General features: G+C 64.8%; 18 protein-coding genes. 8 read left to right on the forward strand and 10 right to left on the reverse strand.

Annotated features, from left to right (window positions below; all coding sequences use genetic code 11):
* The 4 genes from IV498_RS13050 to IV498_RS13065 all read left to right on the forward strand — a co-directional run.
* The coding region (locus tag IV498_RS13050; RefSeq protein ID WP_269047243.1) for a twin-arginine translocase subunit TatC at positions 1-341 on the forward strand (341 nt) is incomplete at its 5' end.
* An 18-nt stretch (positions 342-359) separates the two neighbouring features.
* Positions 360-3263: a DEAD/DEAH box helicase gene (locus IV498_RS13055; protein WP_269047245.1), complete on the forward strand. Its 2904-nt coding sequence runs from the start codon at positions 360-362 to the stop codon at positions 3261-3263.
* Positions 3264-3338: 75 nt separating this feature from the next.
* The gene (locus IV498_RS13060; RefSeq protein ID WP_269047247.1) at positions 3339-5042 is read left to right on the forward strand and encodes an amidohydrolase; all 1704 of its coding nucleotides are present in this window, start codon (positions 3339-3341) and stop codon (positions 5040-5042) included.
* Positions 5043-5491: 449 nt separating this feature from the next.
* The gene (locus IV498_RS13065) at positions 5492-6232 is read left to right on the forward strand and encodes a polyprenol monophosphomannose synthase (RefSeq protein WP_269047249.1); all 741 of its coding nucleotides are present in this window, start codon (positions 5492-5494) and stop codon (positions 6230-6232) included.
* A gap of 85 nt (positions 6233-6317) precedes the next feature.
* Here the strand turns inward: IV498_RS13065 and IV498_RS13070 are convergent, their stop codons facing one another.
* The 5 genes from IV498_RS13070 to yczR form a co-directional block, all read right to left on the reverse strand.
* Positions 6318-6665, reverse strand: a complete 348-nt coding sequence (locus tag IV498_RS13070; RefSeq protein WP_269047251.1) for an RNA polymerase-binding protein RbpA — start codon at positions 6663-6665, stop codon at positions 6318-6320.
* Between the two features lie 317 nt (positions 6666-6982).
* On the reverse strand, positions 6983-8857 hold the full coding sequence (locus IV498_RS13075; protein WP_269047253.1) for an ABC transporter ATP-binding protein: 1875 nt from the start codon (positions 8855-8857) through the stop codon (positions 6983-6985).
* Positions 8858-8884: 27 nt separating this feature from the next.
* Positions 8885-10021 carry an SPFH domain-containing protein gene (locus IV498_RS13080; protein WP_269047255.1) on the reverse strand — a complete coding sequence of 379 codons (1137 nt, stop codon included), beginning with the start codon at positions 10019-10021 and terminating at the stop codon, positions 8885-8887.
* A gap of 108 nt (positions 10022-10129) precedes the next feature.
* Complete coding sequence (locus IV498_RS13085) at positions 10130-10618, reverse strand: NfeD family protein (protein ID WP_269047257.1); 489 nt, start codon at positions 10616-10618, stop codon at positions 10130-10132.
* 127 nt (positions 10619-10745) lie between these two features.
* A complete protein-coding gene (gene yczR, locus IV498_RS13090) occupies positions 10746-12155 on the reverse strand; it encodes a MocR-like transcription factor YczR (RefSeq protein WP_269047258.1) in 1410 nt (469 codons plus the stop codon).
* Between the two features lie 94 nt (positions 12156-12249).
* On the opposite strand from yczR, the gene yczE reads away from it, so the two are divergent.
* The gene (gene yczE, locus IV498_RS13095; RefSeq protein WP_269047260.1) at positions 12250-12933 is read left to right on the forward strand and encodes a membrane protein YczE; all 684 of its coding nucleotides are present in this window, start codon (positions 12250-12252) and stop codon (positions 12931-12933) included.
* On the opposite strand, the gene IV498_RS13100 is transcribed toward yczE, so the two are convergent.
* Positions 12893-13801, reverse strand: a complete 909-nt coding sequence (locus tag IV498_RS13100; RefSeq protein WP_269047262.1) for a putative RNA methyltransferase — start codon at positions 13799-13801, stop codon at positions 12893-12895. The genes yczE and IV498_RS13100 overlap by 41 nt on opposite strands.
* A 251-nt stretch (positions 13802-14052) precedes the next feature.
* Between IV498_RS13100 and IV498_RS18930 the strand changes: the two genes are divergently transcribed.
* Together IV498_RS18930 and IV498_RS18935 are read left to right on the forward strand one after the other, a co-directional pair.
* Positions 14053-14805, forward strand: a complete 753-nt coding sequence (locus IV498_RS18930) for a TolB family protein (protein WP_330059596.1) — start codon at positions 14053-14055, stop codon at positions 14803-14805.
* Between the two features lie 54 nt (positions 14806-14859).
* Positions 14860-16113, forward strand: coding sequence for an alpha/beta hydrolase family protein (locus tag IV498_RS18935; protein WP_330059598.1), 1254 nt, complete (start codon positions 14860-14862; stop codon positions 16111-16113).
* Here the strand turns inward: IV498_RS18935 and IV498_RS18940 are convergent.
* The 3 genes from IV498_RS18940 to IV498_RS13120 form a co-directional block, all read right to left on the reverse strand.
* Positions 16110-16346 carry a hypothetical protein gene (locus IV498_RS18940; protein WP_330059600.1) on the reverse strand — a complete coding sequence of 79 codons (237 nt, stop codon included), beginning with the start codon at positions 16344-16346 and terminating at the stop codon, positions 16110-16112. The two genes, IV498_RS18935 and IV498_RS18940, sit on opposite strands and share 4 nt — an antisense overlap.
* 182 nt (positions 16347-16528) lie before the next feature.
* Positions 16529-17158: a peptide deformylase gene (locus tag IV498_RS13115; protein ID WP_269047266.1), complete on the reverse strand. Its 630-nt coding sequence runs from the start codon at positions 17156-17158 to the stop codon at positions 16529-16531.
* A 56-nt stretch (positions 17159-17214) separates the two neighbouring features.
* Positions 17215-17352, reverse strand: a complete 138-nt coding sequence (locus IV498_RS13120; protein ID WP_269047268.1) for a hypothetical protein — start codon at positions 17350-17352, stop codon at positions 17215-17217.
* Positions 17353-17387: 35 nt separating this feature from the next.
* On the opposite strand from IV498_RS13120, the gene IV498_RS13125 reads away from it, so the two are divergent.
* On the forward strand, positions 17388-17783 hold the full coding sequence (locus tag IV498_RS13125; protein WP_269047269.1) for a hypothetical protein: 396 nt from the start codon (positions 17388-17390) through the stop codon (positions 17781-17783).
* A gap of 97 nt (positions 17784-17880) precedes the next feature.
* Here IV498_RS13125 and IV498_RS13130 read toward each other — a convergent pair whose 3' ends face one another.
* Positions 17881-18471: a gluconokinase gene (locus tag IV498_RS13130; RefSeq protein WP_269047301.1), complete on the reverse strand. Its 591-nt coding sequence runs from the start codon at positions 18469-18471 to the stop codon at positions 17881-17883.
* Positions 18472-18673 lie beyond the last annotated feature (202 nt).

Genomic DNA, 18673 nt, shown 5'->3' on the forward strand with positions numbered 1-18673 from the left:
CCTTCGTCATGCAGCTGCTGCTGTTTATGGGCATCGCATTCCTGGTGCCGGTGGTGCTGGTGGCGGTCAATATGGCCGGCATCGTTCGCGGCAGGACCTATCTGAAGGCTTGGCGGATCACTATCCTTGCCGTGACGGTCGTCTCGGCTATGGCCGCGCCCGGCAGCGACGTGTATTCCATGTTTTTCCTGGGCGCGCCGCTGCTGATCCTCTACTTTGGGGCCATCGGGTTGTGCATCCTCAACGACAAGCGACGGGATCGCCGGAGTGCCAAACTGACGCACGAGACCGAAGCCACCGCGGACCGTGGCACGTCCCTGACGGAGCTGGAGCAGCTCTAGCTACCGTAGGCTAGGAGTATGTCCCCGCCGGCCACCCCCTCATTGTCGCCAGCCGAGCGCTACCGTGCCGCGCAGGCACGGCTCGCCGAGTCCCGGACCCGGCTGGGGGCCTTTAAGCAGACCTTCGGTTTCGAGCTCGATTCCTTCCAGCAGCAGGCTTGCTCGTCTCTGGAAGCCGGCCGCGGAGTCCTGGTGGCTGCCCCCACCGGTGCGGGGAAAACCATCGTGGGCGAGTTCGCCATATACCTTGCCTTGGAGCGGGGTTTAAAGGCGTTTTATACGACACCGATCAAGGCCCTGAGCAACCAGAAATACAGCGAACTCGCGCGCAAGTACGGTGCCGGCAATGTCGGACTGCTGACCGGGGATACTAATATCAACGCCGATGCGCCGGTGGTGGTCATGACAACTGAGGTGCTGCGTAACATGCTTTACGCCGGTTCCGAGGCGCTTGACGACTTGGGGTACGTGGTGATGGACGAGGTGCACTACCTGGCCGACCGTTTCCGGGGTGCAGTCTGGGAGGAGGTCATCATTCACCTTCCCAGCGAGGTGCAGCTCGCTTCCCTGAGCGCCACCGTCTCCAACGCCGAGGAATTCGGCGCCTGGCTGGACACTGTCCGGGGAGATACCGACGTCATAGTCTCCGAACACCGTCCCGTGCCGCTGTGGCAGCACGTGATGGTGGGTCGCGAGATCGTTGACCTTTTCGCCACCCAGAAGCCTTTTGATGAATTTGCTCCCCAGGCGGCGGAGCCCAGCGCGGGCGGGGATCCCTTTGAGGTCAATCCTGACCTGCTTCGACTCTCGCGCTCCGAAAGCGCCAATCCCTTCGGCAACCGCTACGTTCACGCCGGACGGGCCGGCCGCCGGATGCGCAACCGCGGCTCGGCAGGCAACGGCACCGCAAACGGCGCGGTGCAGCCTCCGGCTATCCGCAAGGCCAGCCGTCCGCAGGTCATTACGGCGCTGGCTGGCCAGGATCTGCTGCCCGCCATCACCTTTATCTTCTCCCGAGCCGGCTGCGAGGCCGCCGTAAAGCAGTGCGTTGACTCCGGCCTTTGGCTCACTACGGAGGCCGAGCAGCGCGAGATTGCCCGCCGGGTCGACGAGGCAAGCCAGGATGTGCCCGCCGACGATCTGGAGGTGTTGGGCTACTGGGGCTGGCGGGACGGGTTGGTCCGCGGAGTCGCCGCCCACCACGCAGGCATGCTGCCGACGTTCAAGGAGGTTGTCGAGGCCCTGTTCGCCGATGGGTTGATCCGTGCGGTTTTTGCGACCGAAACGCTGGCTTTGGGTGTCAACATGCCGGCCCGGTCGGTGGTGCTGGAAAAGCTGGACAAATTCAACGGCGAAGCGCACGTGGACATCACCGCCGGGGAGTACACCCAGCTCACCGGACGTGCGGGGCGGCGCGGCATCGACGTGGAAGGGCACGCGGTGGTCCTGTGGCAGCCCGGCACCGCCCCGGCGGCGGTGGCGGGCCTCGCCTCCCGACGGACCTATCCGCTGAACTCCAGCTTCCGGCCCACCTATAACATGAGCATTAACCTGCTGGCCCAGTTTGGCCGGCCGCGGGCGCGGGAAATCCTGGAATCCTCCTTCGCCCAGTTCCAAGCGGACCGGTCGGTAGTGGGCCTGGCCCGCCAGGTGCGGTCCCGGGAGGAGTCTTTGGCCGGTTATGCGGACTCCATGCGCTGCCACTTGGGGGATTTCGGTGACTACGCCGCCCTGCGGCGAGAACTCGCCGAGCTGGAGGAAACCGCGGCCCGGCAGACGACCCGGATCCGCCGCTCGTCGCTGGAGGATTCACTGGAGCGGCTGTATCCCGGTGACGTGATCGACGTGCCCGGCGGCCGAACCCCCGGGTTCGCCGTCGTCGTCGCCGCCGATTCCGCCGCCCGGGAGCCCCGCCCGACCATCCTGACGCTGGAAAAGCAGATCCGACGACTCAGCGTGCACGACCTGGACGGTCCGATCACCCCGCTGCTGCGGATTCGGATACCGAAACAGTTCAACGTCAAGCTGGCCAAGGACCGGCGCGACCTCAGCTCGGCGCTGGGCAACGCTCTTGATGGCCACGGCGCCACTTCCCGTGGCGGGATGCCTGGTGCCCGATCTGCGGCGGGCCGGGCGCACGAATTCGTACTCAACGACGCCGGGTCCCGGCAGGAGCGCAAAATAACCGAACTGCGCCGCAGGCTGCGCGGACACCCGTGCCATGGCTGCAGCGACCGGGAAAATCACCTCCGTTGGTCGGAGCGCTGGGCGAAGCTGCGCCGGGAAACGGACGGACTTATCGCGCAGATCCAAGGCCGGACGAACACGATCGCCAAGACCTTTGACCGGGTCTGCGAGGTGTTGGCCGGTTACGGCTACCTCGAGGGGGCCGACGACGGCGGATTGCGTCCCAGCGCGGACGGTCAACGGCTGCGTCGGATCTACGGCGAAAAGGACCTGTTAATCTCGTTGTGCCTGCGCGAGGGCGCTTTCGAGGGTTTGGACGCCGCCGAACTGGCCACCGCCGCGTCCACGCTGGTGTATCACGCCAAACGCGAGGAACGCGGCCTGCGTCCCCGAATGCCCAGCATCTCGCTGGAAAGTGCCGTCGATACGGTTATCCGGCAGTGGTCGGTGCTGGAAGACGTCGAGGAGCAGCACAAGCTGCCGCTCACCGGTGAGCCGGAACTGGGGCTGATGTGGCCAATGTACAAATGGGCCCGCGGCCGTTCGCTGGCCCAGGTGCTGGACGGAACCGAGCTGGCGGCGGGAGATTTTGTTCGCTGGGCCAAGCAGGTCATTGACCTGCTTGACCAGCTGGCGAAGGTACCCGAGCTGGACGGCAGCTTCAGCCGGCTCTGCGTGCAGGCCATCGAGGCCGTGCGCCGGGGCGTGGTGGCCTATTCGGCCGTCACCGAGTAGCCGCTCATTCCACTGGTTGGACCGGCCTTGACCGGAAGCCCTGACTTGAACGTTGACCGGAAGGATTTTCCCCGCATGTCTTTGACCCTTTACCGCAATGGTTCCGTCTACAGTGCTGCCGATCCGTTGGCCACGGCCATGCTGGTGGACGGTGACACCGTGGCGTGGGTTGGTTCCGAACACGCCGCGACCTCGCTGGCGGACAGCCGGATGCGGCTGGTGGATCTGCAGGGCGCCCTGATTACGCCCGGATTCGTCGATTCGCATGTACACGTCACCGAAACCGGACTGGCGCTGGAGAGCCTGGACCTCACCGGCGCCCGCTCGCTGACACAGCTGCTGGATCTGGTGGAGAGCGCCGCCACGGCACCGGGCCGGGGTGGGACGGCGAATGGGCCGGCCGGGGAGAGGCTGGCGTCGGAGCCGGCGGGAATGATCTTGGGCTACGGCTGGGACGAAAGCAACTGGCCAGAGCGCCGTGCCCCCACTGCCGAGGAGCTTGAGCGGGCCGGCGGCGGCAGGGAAGTCTATCTGGCACGGGTGGACGTCCATTCCGCGGTTGTTTCCGCCGGCCTCGCCGCGAGGTGCGCACTGGCCGCCCTCGATGGGTGGCAGGGTACCGGAACTGTGGTTCGCGCTGCTCATGTGGCCGCCCGAGCGGCCTCGCGTGCGCTCAGCTCGGCCAGCAGGCGTTCCAGCCAAGTGCGGGCCCTCAGTGCGGCGGCGGCGGCCGGTTACGTGGCCCTGGTCGAAATGAGCGCCCCGCAGGTTGGGTCCGCGGAGGACTTGTCGCTGCTGGCCGAGCTGACCGCTGGGAGTGGCACTGCCGCGGCACTGCCACAGGTGCTGCCGTACTGGGGCCAGGCGGTCACCTCCGCCGAGGAGGCCCGCACCGTGCTGGACGCACTGGGAACCCCGGTGCTTGGCCTGGCGGGTGACCTGAACATCGACGGCTCCATCGGCTCGCACACCGCGCTGCTGCGGAAGCCATACGATGACGACCCTGCCCAGCATGGCACGCAGTTCCTGTCCGTTGAGCAGGTGGCTGATCATCTGGCGGCCGCGTCCGAATTGGGGCTCCAGGCCGGCTTCCATCTGATTGGCGACGGGGCCATGGACGTGGCGGTGGAAGGGCTGCACCGGGCCGCGGAGCGGGTAGGCATCGATAAGGTGCGGGCCGCGGGCCATCGCTTTGAACATGCGGAGATGGCTGATGCGGCAGCCATTTCCGCTTTGGCACGGCATGCCGTCACCGTCTCGCTGCAACCGTCCTTTGACGCCTTGTGGGGCGGCTCCAACGGGCTTTATGCGGCCCGTCTGGGTGCGGAGCGGGCGCGCAGTCTGAATCCGATTGCGGCTTTCTTCGCAGCGGGTGTTCCGGTTTGCTTCGGCTCCGATGCCCCGGTCACGCCACTGCGGCCCTGGGCCAGCGTGCGGGCCTGCCTGCAGCATCATGAGCCGTCGCAGCGGATCTCCGCCCGTGCCGCGTTTCTGGGGCACACCCGGGCCGGCTGGCGTGCGGTGCGGGACAGTGACCCCCTGATGGGTCAACTCGTGCCCGGCGCTCCGGCCAGCTTTGCCGTTTGGGAGGTTGAGGAGCTGATGGTCCAGGTGGCGGACCAGCGGGTGCAGTCGTGGAGTACGGATCCGCGGGCGCGCACCCCGCTGCTTCCGGCTTTGGACACCGGAAGCGACCCCGTGTGCCTGCAGACAATTCACCGCGGTGCCGAGCTGTACCGGAGCCCGGACTTTGGCGCATTGAGCGCTGACGTGCCGTGACATTTCCAACTTTCCCCACCTTTTTTACTCCCCGGCATCTTTTCCTGACCTGCGGAAACGTTCATAAGCGCAGGTCAAAGGCGTGTTGACACCTCCTCCACAGGCCGTAGGATTTTAGCTCACGGGTACTTCTGGAATACACAGATTGGCCTGGCCATTGCCAGCAATGAACCCTTCCTGACTGCACGGATTACACCAGTGTGGAAGGACGTCGGTGAGGGCGGCAGTGGTTCCTAGGGGTAGGTTCACGCGTCAGTAGAAAACAGTTGTGCCGCCGCCGCGACGGTGGCAGCACAACTGGCCCGAAGGCGCGTGGGCCTACCCATTTTCCTGCCCGTATAATGGGCTGTTGGTGCCGACGCGAGCCTTAGTCAGCGCCCGAGGTCCGGAAGGGCCGCCCTGGAAACCCCAAGGATTCGCCCAACTCCTGTCAGGAAAGGCACTTTGCTGTGCGCGTGCTCACCATCATTCCCACCTACAACGAGATCGAATCGCTGCCCATCACCCTGCGGCGGCTGCGGGAAGCCGTGCCTGCCTCGGACGTGCTGATAGCAGACGACAACAGCCCGGACGGTACCGGGGCCCTGGCGGATGAGTTCGCAGCCCGGGACTCGGCCGTCCACGTGCTGCACCGGGCCGGCAAAGAAGGGCTGGGTGCGGCCTACATAGCCGGTTTTCGGTGGGGGTTGAACGCCGGATACGACGTACTTGTGGAGATGGACGCGGACGGTTCGCATCAGCCGGAACAGCTGGGAACGTTGCTGTCCGCGGTTGAATCCGGGGCCGACCTGGTCCTGGGCTCACGCTGGGTAGCGGGCGGAAAGGTGGTCAACTGGCCGCTGCGCCGCAAGCTGCTCTCCCGCGGTGGCAGCTTTTACTCCCGCCTCCTGCTCGGCGTACCGATCAGGGATATCACCGGTGGCTACCGGGCTTTCCGCAGGTCGACACTGGAAGCACTGGACCTGGACAAGGTGGACTCGGTGGGCTACGGCTTTCAGGTGGACATGCTTTGGCGGGTGGCCCAACTGGGCCTGAAGATCGTCGAGGTACCGATCACTTTCGTCGAGCGTGAACTCGGTGCCTCCAAAATGAGCGGCAACATTGTCCAGGAAGCCATCATCAGTGTCACGCGCTGGGGACTCACCGCGCGCGCGAAAAAGCTCGCCGGCGCGCTGACCCGCCGCGGCTGAGTCCCGAAAAGGACACAAATGATCCTGCCCCACATAAACGGCGCGAAACCGGTTTATGCGGGGCAGGACCGCTTATGAATTTAACTCAGGCGCTGCGGCGTTCTCCACGGCGTTCGCGCAGGATTTTCAGCCGATCGGCGAGGATCTGCTCCAGCTCAGGCAGGCTGCGGCGTTCCAGCAGCATGTCCCAGTGGGTGCGCACGGCCTTTTCGTTGGAATCCACCGGCTTCTCGCCGTTGACGAGGAGTGCTTCCTTGCCGGTCTTCGAAACCCAGACCGGGGGGATTTCGGCCTCGGAGGAGAACGTCACAAAAACCTGTTCTCCATCCGCGCAGCGGTATTCGACGCGCTGCCGCGGTGCCGGTTCGACGCCGGATTCAGTTTCCATGCTCTGGGCACCCAGACGCATACCCCGAAGGCTGCGATCGCTCATTATTACTCCCTAAATTTGGTGCACATTTTGCTGCCCGGGGCCGCCACGCTCTAACGGCCGATGAAGGCCAACAGATAACGGAGCCAGTCCCCGGACTGCCGGACCGCTTGGACGCTGTGCCACGCTTACCGGACGCTGAGGACATCTTTGTGTTTCAACTGCTTTTAGTTCAGCTGCTGCGCTCATCAGCTGCTGGAAAAGCAACTGAAGTGAAAGCAACCGCTGTACCGCCAACTACCGGCATCAGGATTCCGATGCCACTTACTTTAACGCTTGCCTGCGCTCCGTTGTTCCGGGGCGGGCGGGGCAAACTACTATTATACCGCGCGCGCTCCGGTGTTGCCCGCGCCCTGCTGGAGGTTCAACTCGGCGTACGTTCCCGACGCTGCCAGCAGTTCCTGGTGCGTTCCAGACTCCGTCAGGCGGCCCTTCTCCAGCACGAAAATCCGGTCCGCGGCAACGATTGTGGAGAGCCGGTGAGCAATGGCTATGGTGGTCCGTCCTGCCATGACCGCCTCAAGTGCGCTCTGCACCAGTCTTTCGCCGGTGGTGTCCAGCGCGCTGGTCGCCTCATCCAGAATCAACAGGGGCGGATTCTTCAACACCACCCGCGCGATGGCGAGGCGCTGCTTTTCACCGCCGGAAAGCCGGTAGCCACGTTCGCCGACGACGGTTTGGTAGCCGTCATCGAACTCCATGATCCGCTCGTGGATGTTGGCCACCTTGGCCGCCGCGATTAGTTCTTCGTCGCTGGCGTCCGCCTTGGCATAGCGCAGATTCTCCGCGATGGTGCTGTGAAAGAGGTACGTTTCCTGGGTAACCATTCCGATGCATTGATGCAGGGACGCCAAGGTGAGTTCCTGGATGTCCGTTCCATCCAGTCGAATGGTGCCGCAGGTTGCTTCATACAGCCGCGGGATGAGATAGGAAAGGGTGGTTTTCCCGGCTCCGGAGGGCCCCACGAAGGCGGCGAATTCCCCGGGCGCGATGCTCAGGCTGACTTCGCGCAGCGCCCAGCCGGCGTCGTCGCTGATGGTCTTTCCCGGCAGGTAGCTGAAGGACACGGCGTCCAGGGTCAGGGCGCCACGCACCGACGATGGATCCAGTGTGCGTGCGCCCGGCTGGTCCACGATCCCCGGTTTCAAGTCGAGGTATTCAAAGATGCGGGCGAACAGCGCCTGGGATGTCTGCACGTCGAGGGAGACCCGCATGAGGGACAGGATGGGCATGCTGATCCGCGCCTGCAGGGTGGTGAACGCGACGAGCGTGCCGGCCGTGATGGGCCAGCTTTGTGTCAGCAGCCAACCGGCGCATAGAGAGACGATGGCCGGGGTGATGTTCATGAAGATCTGCACGGCGCCAAAAAAGCGCTGGCCGGTCATCTGCTGCCGGATCTGCAGCCGCAGTTGCTGGTGGTTCGCAGAACGGTAGCGGGCGGTCTCCGCGTCCTCCTGGTTGAAGACTTTGCTGAGCACGATTCCGGACACGGACAGCGCCTCCTGGGTGATGGCGGTCATGTCCGAGAGCGACTCCTGCGTTTTGCGGGCGATCTCCCGGCGCACACGGCCGATTCGAACCTGGAGAACGATCAGGAACGGCAGCAGGATCAGGGCCACGATGGTCAGCTGCCAGGAGAGCAGCAGCATCGCCGCCAGCGCGGAGAGGACGGTGACCGTATTAGCCAGGATGGACGGCACGGTATTGGTCAGCACGCCGGCCACGCCGCCGACGTCGTTGGCCAGGCGGGATTGAATAACTCCCGTTTTGGTGCGGGTGAAGAAGGCCAATTCCATTGTCTGCAGATGGGAAAACAATTGGCTGCGGACATCGGCCATGACGTGGTTGCCCACGCTGGTCGTCAGGTAGGTGCGCCAGACGTTCAGCCCGGATGCGACAACGGTGACCAGCGCCATCAACCCCACCAGCTGGGCAAGTACGGCCAGATTGGTGCCGCCCCGGGGTGGAAAGAGGCCGTCGTCGAAGGCGCGTTGCGTCAGCAGCGGCACCGCAACGCTTAGTCCGGCACCGATCACCACCAGCACCGCCGTTCCGGTCAGCTTGCGGCGGTAGGGCCGAAGCAGTCCCCAGATCCTGAGGCCGAGGTGATGGATCGGCGGGGTGGTCAGATCGCCGGGGGAAGCGAGGAGGCGGCCACCGCGGCCGCCTCCTGCCATTCCTGCTGCGCCACTCATGGCGTCCTCAAGCTTGCCGTGGAAATCTCAGGCTCCCTTTTCCGGATCTACTCCCGGCCCAGTCGCGCCAGTTGAACCAGTCGAACCAGTCGAACCAGTCGCACCGGACGCACCGGACGCACCGGACGCACCGGACGCCGAAGGGTGCGCGGGGGATGGGTCCGCGATGGCGGCTTTTGGCGCATTGGACACGCCCGACGCCATCGGACTTCCGGCACCCGCTGCAGTCATCTCCACGGAACCGGCGCCGGCACCGGCGGCGAACGGTTCGTCCGGAGTCGTCGTGCCCAGCATGCTGCCGATGCCCTTGAGCGCTTCACCCACCTCGCTGGGGATGATCCACAGCTTGTTGGCGGAGCCGGTGGCAATTTTTGGCAGCGTCTGAAGATACTGATACGCCAGCAGCTTCGGTGTCGGGTTGCCCTTATGAATGGCGTCGAAGACCTTCTGGATGGCCTGTGACTCGCCGTCGGCCCGCAGGATGGCCGCCTTGGCGTCACCCTCGGCCTTCAGGATGGCGGACTGACGCTCGCCCTCGGCGGTGAGGATGGCGGACTGCTTGGTTCCTTCGGCGGTGAGGATGGCCGCACGCCGGTCCCGCTCGGCCCGCATCTGCTTCTCCATGGAGTCCTGGATGGACAGCGGCGGATCGATGGCCTTGAGTTCAACCCGGCTGACGCGGATGCCCCAGCGCCCGGTCGCCTCATCGAGGACGCCGCGCAGCTGGCCATTGATCTGGTCCCGTGAGGTCAGCGCCTCCTCCAAATTCAGGCCACCGACAACGTTACGCAGCGTCGTCGTCGTCAGCTGCTCAACGGCCTGGATGTAATTGGCAATCTCGTAGGTCGCTGCCCGCGGATCGGTGACCTGGAAATAGACCACCGTGTCGATCGAAACCACGAGGTTATCCTCGGTAATGACCGGCTGCGGAGGGAAGGAGACGACTTGCTCGCGCAGGTCAAGCAGCGGCAGCAGTCTGTCCACGAAGGGAATCAGGATGGTCAGCCCAGGGTTCAGCGTCCGCTGGTACTTTCCCAGGCGTTCGACGACTCCGGCGCGGGCCTGCGGAATGATTCGAACGGCACGGATCAGGACGATCACCACAAAGATGATCAGGACCAGCAGCACGATGGTCAGAGCCGCGGTCCCTGCGTTGTTAGGCATGTTTCCCCTCTTTCGATTACTTCAGAACAAGGCTGGTTTGCGGGCGGGTGCTCCACCGGTAGCGGCCGCGGGAGCAGGCACCGCAGCGGTTCCGCAGCCCGCCGGCGGCTATTGGCCCGCAGCGGCAGGGAAACCCGGCGACTGGACCGGCTTGGACAGGCCCACGATCGCAGTGGCTCCCTCGATCGCCAGCACCTCCACGGATTGGCCGGTGGGCAGAAGCTCACCGGTGCGGGTGCGGGCGCTCCAGGTGTCACCGCCGATCTTCACCAGCCCCGCCATTCCGGTCACGGGTTCAACCACGACGGCGCCGCGTCCAATCAGTCTGTCCACGTTGGTGCGCTGCTCAGGGGGACCGTTATGCAGATGGTTCAACGCGATGGGACGCACGAAAACGATCATGGCCAGGGCAATGACACAGAAGATCACGATCTGCAGCCACAGCGGTGCACCCACGAAGAAGGAAGCCATCGCAATCAGCGCACCGGCGGACATCATGATGAAGAACAGATCCAGGGTCAACATCTCGATGACCGCGAGGACGAGGAAGACGAGCAGCCACAGTGCCCACCCGTTCTGAACCACCCATGTCAACATTGCAGCCCCCTTGCCGTTCCAGCGTAGATTGAGCCTACTCCCTCCATTCTCCCCGTGGAGCGGATCGGGCGCGACGGTATCCGGATCGAATCAGGTCACGGTTTGGCCACGTGCGCAGTCCGGCCGCTTAGATCACAGCCTGCAGCGGCACCCGCAGCGGAACGCCCCCTACCCGGTCGGCGGCAGAGCGCAGAATATCGACGCCGGCGCTCAGCTCGTCGTTGCCATAGCTGAAGGGCAGGCGGAGGAATCGCTCGAACGCGCCGTCCAGGCCAAACCGCGGTCCCGGAACGATGGCCAGGCCCTCGGCCCTTGCCGCCAGCGCCAGCGCAGAGGTGGAAAGCGTTCGGGTGTTGATCCAGAATGTCATGCCGCCGTTGGGCAGATCCACGCTCCAGTCCGGGAATCGGGTGCGCAGTAGAGCGGCAAGATGATCTCGTCCGCGGCGGAGGTCGCGGGTTCTGTTGGTGGTCAGCAGGTCCGGTTCACGCAGCAGCAGCGTTGCCACCAGCTGCTCGAAGAGTGGAGTGCCCAGGTCGAGCGCCGGTCGGCCACGCAGGACCCTCGCCAGCAACTCCCGGGATCCGCGGATCCACCCGATCCGCAGGCCACCCCACACCAGTTTTCCGAGTGATCCGAGTGTCACCACGGAGGAGGAGTAGGACGCCAGGGCGGGCAGCGGGCCGCGGTCGATGTCCAGGCCGGCCGTGGTCTCATCCGCCACCAGGATGGTGCCCTCCCGCTGGGCCAGTCGGGCCAGCCGAGCGCGCTCGTCCTCGGTCATGCTCAGGCCGGTGGGATTATGGAAGTCCGGCATCAGGAACGCCAGGCTGGGCGCAGCCCGGCGGATCAGCAGCTGGGCTTCGGCGAGGTTCCACCCCTCTTCCGCGGTGACCGGCAGGGCAAGCATTCGGGCTCCCGCGGCGGCGAAGGTATCCAGGGCATGCGGATAGGTGGGTTGCTCCACCAGGATCCGTTCGCCGGGGGAGTACAGCGTTTGAGTCAGCAGGCTGAGGGCATGCTGCGCGCCGATGGTGACCATGATCTGGTCGGGGGAGGTGGACAGCCCCGAGTCGCTGTAGTTCTGTGCGATGACCTCACGCAGCTCCGGCAGTCCCACCATGTCGAAGCCGTGGTTCCCCAAATAGCCGGGCATCAGCTCCGCGGCCTGCCGGTACACAGCGCCGAGGCCGGGATACGCGGGGCAGGTTGCCTTGGTAAAGTCCAGGGCCGCATCCGAGGCCGCCGCGGAGCTGCCACGGCGCCCGCCCGGCAGGACGACGGTGCTGCCGGAACCGCGGACACTGTTCAAATATCCGTTCTCGCGCAACTGGGAGTACGCAGCGGCAATGGTGGTCCGGCTGACGCCTAAGGCCTGGCTGAGCTCACGCTCGGCCGGAAGCCGTGCGCCACTGCCCAGCCGACCGTCGAGAAGCAGCACCCGGATGCGGTTGGCCAGATCCAGATAGGCCGGCGCTCCGGCGCGCCACTCACCCAAATCCCGAGCCAGCTTCCGTGCGGTAATCAATGGCGTCATGAGGCCACTTTATCCTAAGTGGCACTTCTTGGTCAGGCCAATTATGGAAGGATGGGACCGGTAACCACATCTCTAATTGAGGAAACGACAACCGGTGAAGACCCTGCTGACCACCCGAAATCTGCCTGCCCGGGTGATTCGGCTCCTTCTCGGCCTTGCCGCGTACGGCATCGCCATCGCACTGATGATCCGCGGAAACATTGGGGCGTCCCCCTGGGATGTCTTTGGCCAGGGGTTATCGCGGAGCGTGGGACTCAGTTTTGGCTTGTGCACCATCATCATCAGCGGCGCCGTGCTGCTGCTCTGGATTCCCTTGCGGCAGTGGCCAGGCTTCGGAACCTTGACCAACGCCGTCCTGGTCGGCATCTTCGCGGACATGGGACTGACGCTGATACCGCAGGCGTCCAATTTGGCCCTGCAGGCGTCCCTCTTTGTCGCTGGACTGGTGCTGCTTGCCTTTGCCACGGCGCTCTACATCGGGGCGGGGTTGGGCCCCGGACCACGTGACGGACTGATGACGGGACTGGTCCGGGTGACCGGGTGGCCGGTCTGGACCATCCGGACGGGCCTGGAACTGAGCGTGGTGGTTATCGGCTACTTACTCGGCGGCGTGGTCGGAATCGGCACTGTCGCCTTCGCGGCCGCCGTCGGGCCATTGACGCAACTGACGCTGAAATGGCTGTACGTTGATCTGCACGGTCGCACCCCCGGCGGCAAGGCGGTCCCGAAAGATGCCGCTATTGCCGATGAGCCGCTGGGAGCGCGGAAAACGCGCTGATTCGGAACTTTGCAGCCACCGTTGTCTGTTCCGGAAGGAAGGCCACCCGGGCCCGAAGCACCTCCGGATCCAGATGATGTCCCGCCGGTCCCATCATTGCGGCCCTGGCCACGTCCTCCCGGCCGAGCAGCAGGTAGTACTCCACATTCTGGTGGCTGACGGGGGTAAAGAACTCCGCCAATGATGACTCCAGCGCTTCCTGTTTGTCCGGCTGGACTCCCAGCAGTCCGGCTTCGTCCGCGATTTCGGCCAGGTGACCCGGCAGTGGAGTGACCACCAGCAGCACTGAGTTGGGGCCGAGGACGCGGGCGAACTCTGCGGCATTGCGGGGGGCGAAGATGACGACGACGGCGCGGACAGCGTTGGCCGCGATGGGAAGCGGCCGCCAGACGTCCCACACCAGGTTTACGGTCTCCGGATTGGCTCTCGCCGCCCGCCGGAGAGCGAACTTGGAGATGTCCAAACCGATCGAGGTCACGTCCGCAGCACGTTGAATCGCCGAGAGGTAGTAGCCGGTGCCCGTTCCCGCGTCGAGCACGAGGTCACCGGCGGAGACCTTGCTGGCCACCAGCGTTGCTAACGCATCGGCCAACGGCCGGTAGGCACCAGTCGATAAAAACTCCTCGCGCGCAGCGACCATCCCGGCGGTGTCCGGTAGGAAGGATGTGCCGGCGCCGGTAAGGAAGTTGACGTAGCCCTGCTTGGCGACGTCGAAGGTGTGCCCGGAGGCACAAACCAGGGCCGGGCTGCCGGCTGCGGTGCCTGCGGACGCCGGGGAGTGCTCCGGGCCCTGAGTCCTGAACGATTCTGCACAGAACGATTCTGCACAGACGGGACACAACAGGGCCGCAATCGCAGAAGGATACATATGGACAGCCTAAATGCATCCCGCACTGGTGGCAGACAGGGCACCGGCGGGGAGACTTGGGCTGCCGCATCGGGTGCAACGGGGACATCGGGCCCCGGGCGCACTGCGACAGGGCGGCGCCCCCAGCGACAGGGCAGCGCCCCCAGCGACAGGGCAGCGGCCCAGCGCATCAGCCCAGGCCTGCGCGTCGATCCGGGGGACCGGTTCCGCAAGATTTTCGCTCCAGCGAGAGTGAGACTAGGCTCACAGTTGTGAAAATTGAACACTTGCCCCTGCTGAAGTCCGTGTCCGCGCCAACCGTGCATCCCGATGGTCTCCGAGCCGTGGTCTCCGTCACCCGCGCAGATTTCGACGGCGACGCCTACGTGGGTCAGCTTTGGAACATTCCATTGGCCGGGGAAGGGCAGCAGACTATGCCGGCGCGCCGGATCACCCGCGGTTTCCACGACTCCGCACCGCTGTTCTCGCCCAACGGTTCAGTCCTGGCGTTTCTTCGGTCAGAGCCGGGCAAACCGGCGCAGCTGTGCATAGTCGATGCTGACGGCGGCGAGCCACTGACGATCACCGACCGCAAGCTGGGCGTGGGGAGTTTCGACTGGTCCCCGGATTCGCACCGGATTGTCTTCAGCGCGCGGGTGCCGGAGGAGGGCCGCTACGGCACGCTGGAGGGAGTGTCCGCTGGTGCGGAGGATCCCCGGCACATCACCGGCCTCAAGTTTCGGATGAACGGGCTGGGCTACACCGCCGACAAGCGGGCCCAGCTCTTCCTGCTGGACGTGCCGGCGGTGGACGCGGAACCTGCGGTTTCGCCCGTGGGCCGCGCCAGGAAGCTCCCGGAGGGAACGGCCAAGGACGCGGACTTCCCGATCGTTCCGCAGGCCCGGCAGCTAACCTCCGCCGATGCTGACCACTCGGCGCCACGTTTCACCAGGGACGGGACCCGGATTCTCTTCTCGGCCGAGCTGCACCCAGGAGCGGACAGGGACCTGGTCAGCGACGTCTAGTCGATCGGCACCGACGGAGGAAACCTGACGAAGCTGTCCAATCTCACGGGACCGGTGCTCAGTGCCGGCGCGCCTTTGGACTCCGCGGACGGCAAATGGCTGTTCTACCTGGCGGGTGAGCTTGGGACTAACCGGCAGGACTTCGTGGCCGTGCACTACGGCGTCTACGTTGCCCCAATGGAGGACCCATTGGCCGCTCGCCGCCTCACGGACGAGCGCACCATGGACCTCAGAGAAACGGGCGATCGGCTGGAAAGAATTGGCGACGACGGCGTCCTGGCCTTGGACCGGACGCGTGGGGCCATGAACCTGGTGCGGATTTCTGCCTCCGGGCATGTTGAGGTGCTGGTGGATGGACCCCGGCTGGTGACAGGGGCTGGGGCCGCGGGTGAGACCGTCGTGGTTTCCTGCACGGACGCCTCCAGCGCCGGTGATGTGGCCGTACTGGCCGGCGGCGCGCTGCGGACGCTGACCGATTTCTCCGCAGATTTCCGCGCGGCCGCTGGGGTGATCAGCGCCCGCGAGGTCACGCACACAGCTCCGGACGGTTATCCCGTCCACGGCTGGGTGCTGCTGCCGGAAGGAGACGGCCCCCATCCTGTGCTGCTGAATATCCACGGCGGCCCCTTCGCGCAGTACGGGTGGGGGCTGTTTGATGAGGCGCAGGTTTATGCCGAGGCCGGCTATGCCGTGCTGATGTGCAACCCGCGTGGGGCCGCAGGCTACGGTTACGACCATGCGCGTTCAATCAAGGAAGCGATGGGAACGGTTGACCTGGACGACGTGCTGGCGTTCCTGGACGGGGCGCTGGCCTCCGATCCCAGCCTGGATGCGGGCAAACTGGGCATCATGGGCGGATCCTACGGCGGCTATCTGACCGCCTGGACGATTTCCCAGGACCACCGTTTCACCGCTGCCATTGTGGAACGCGGCTATTTGGACCCGCCCAGTTTCATCGGCTCCTCGGATATCGGCTGGTTCTTTTCCAATGAATACACCGGTACCGAGCCGGAAGCGGTGCGGGCGCAAAATCCGATGGCGCAGGTGGACAAGGTCAGCACGCCCACGCTCGTGATTCATTCCGAAGAGGACCTGCGCTGCCCGCTGGAGCAGGCACACCGTTATTACACCGCCCTGAAGATGCGCGGGGTGGAAACGGAGTTGCTGGTCTTCCCGGGGGAGAACCACGAACTGTCCCGCTCGGGGACGCCGCATCACCGCAGGCAGCGCTTCGAGCACATCCTGCGCTGGTGGGCTCAGCATCTTCCCACCGGCAAGAATCCCGCGCCCGCGGGGGCCGCGGACTAATCCTGCCCGTCGGGACAGCAGATGAGTTTCGCTGCTGTCCCGTGGGCATCGTAGTAAAGACCCCCATCCGGGTCTTCGGCGAATGAGTAAAAAATCTCCCATTTCGCCTCCGGCTTCGGATTCACCAGCTCCAGCAGGGTCGCCATCGAGATGCCGCCCCGTTTGGCGACCCCTGACCAGCCCTGACTACAAAAATGCTGGCTGATCTGCTCATGCGGAGCCAGCTCCCGCATTTGGCTCCGATTCAGTTCCACCGGGTTTTCGACCAGGCCGTGGGGTAACCCCGTACTGCGCCGGAATTCCGCCAGCCCAGGCTTCGTCCACCAGGTCCCCCGGCTTTTGGACCAGTTCGGTGCGGAAACTCCTTTGGATCCGCCGGGCGGCACCCTCCGGCTGTTCCGAGTGGAGTGGGTGGCTAAAAACTGAGTCCTTCGCGTGCCAGCCCAATACCCGGTTCCGCCCAGCGCCGGACGTACTCGGCGTCGTCGGACAGAGACCGGGTCAAAGCTTTGTCAATATAAAGCGTCCCAGCCAGGTGGTCCGTTTCGTGTTGCACAACCCGTGCCGGCCAGCCGGAAAACTCCGAGCTGGTGCGCACGCCGAGGGCGTCGTCGTAATCCAGCCGGACGCGCAGCGGCCGTTCGACGACGGCCTGCCACCCCGTCATGGACAGGCAACCCTCGTAAAAAGCTGCCGTATTGCTATCCAGCGGCCGGTATCGAGGATTACTGATGGCCAGGAATTCCAACGGCGTGCGCTGGCGGACAGCGGCCGTTTCAGCCGAGAGGTCGTAGAGATCCTCCAGCACCGCCAGCTGAAGGGGAATACCGATCTGGGGAGCCGCTAGGCCCACCCCCGGAGCTTCGTGCATCACGCGCCGCATCAATGCTGTCAACGCGGCCAACTCCTCGACGGACAGCTGGCCCTCGACCGGCGCGGCCGGCTGCCGGAGCACCGGATGGCCCGCCTGCACTATCGCAGGCATCTCGTCGGATTCCAGCAGGGCCGCGACCATCTCCTGGACGTGGGCGGGGTACAGACTCATGTTCCCAGCTTAGTTGAACCGATTCGTGATTTTCCGCTGCGGTGCGGCCCTCTGGATCAGTTGCTTTTCGCCAGCACCAAGGTCCGGTCCGCTGACCGGGTCGTGGCCATTGTCAGGGACAACGCCGTCGGCTCGGTCAGGATCAGGACTGAGGAAACTGCCCCTGAACAGCAGGCGGTGTTTGGGAAGGCCATCAGGGCCGCTTAAACGGCCGGAGTAGCATTTGACCATGACGGCAACAGATTTCTACGTGTACTTCGTCCGCGGGGCTGCGGACCTTGAAACCGCTGCTGAGGCCTTTCCGCGCCATGACCTGGCAGCTGAGCGGACTCCGTCAGCCCTTGTGCTGACAGTCGGGGAGCTGCGCTTCGAAATCTCCTTGGATGAGTCCGAGGCGGTGCCGGCCGCCGCGGCTGAGGCCGGGAAAAACACTGAATTCGAGGCCGGGATGGCCGCCTGCACGGCAGGCTTCAAGGTTCGCGTCAGCGACCTGGAGCGGGCCTTGGACGAGATCAACACCATTATGGAACTTCAGGGAGCGCTGCAGGACTGCTGCGGCGGCTTCGTTTTCCTGCCTTGGAACCACGGCATAATTGAGCCGTGGGTAGCTGACGACGGGTTGTAGGGCGGCTAGATCTTCAACGCGCACGGCACCAGCGGCCACGACGCCGGCCGCCGGCCACGACGGCGCCAGCGGCCGCGGGTGGCATGGCAACGTTCGCTTAACGCCCGGGGGCGTCAGGCGTGGTGGCCGTCGAGTGGCCGGGGCGCGCGTGACCCAGCGTTGTGGAACCAGGGGCGGGGGAGAGGCCCAGCTCACGGACCACCTCGGCCGCCTCCTCTGCCGGTGTCCGACCTACATCGATCACCACAGTGTTCTCCTCCGGGCCCGGCGCTTCCAGCGTTGCGATTTGTGAGTCCAGCAGGGTCGCAGGCATATAGTGGTCCATCCTCGCTGTGAGCCTGCGGCCTATCTGCTCCTTGGAGCCGGAAAGGTGGACAAACACAACGTTCTTTTCGCGCAGCCGGTCCCGGTAGACCTTTTTCAGTGCGGAGCAGGTGATGATGCCAGGTATCCCAGCCATCGTGTGTTCAATAATCCAGGACGCAATGGTGTCCAGCCACGGCCAGCGGTCCTCGTCGGTCAAAGGGAGGCCCGAGGCCATTTTTTGCACGTTCTCTTCGGAATGAAGGTCATCCCCTTCTTCGAGATCCCACCCCAGCTGGCCTGCCAGGATGCCGGCCACGGTCGACTTTCCCGACCCGGATACGCCCATGATCACCAATACCGGCTGTTGTTCCGACGCTGCCAGGCTGTTCACAATGTGGTCCTCTAGGTTGGCCTCAGATGTATACATATGCTTTATTGGTGCGAAGGACTAATTAACTCATATCTATATTACCAGCGGCAGGCGATATTTCACGTTCCGGCCCCCGTCTGCGGACGGGAACTAAAAGGGACTCTACGCCCCCGGGCCCACAGGTCAGCCCGTTGATTCACATGGACCGCCGGGA

Source organism: Paenarthrobacter sp. Z7-10 (assembly GCF_026932795.1).
Classification (GTDB): domain Bacteria; phylum Actinomycetota; class Actinomycetes; order Actinomycetales; family Micrococcaceae; genus Arthrobacter_M.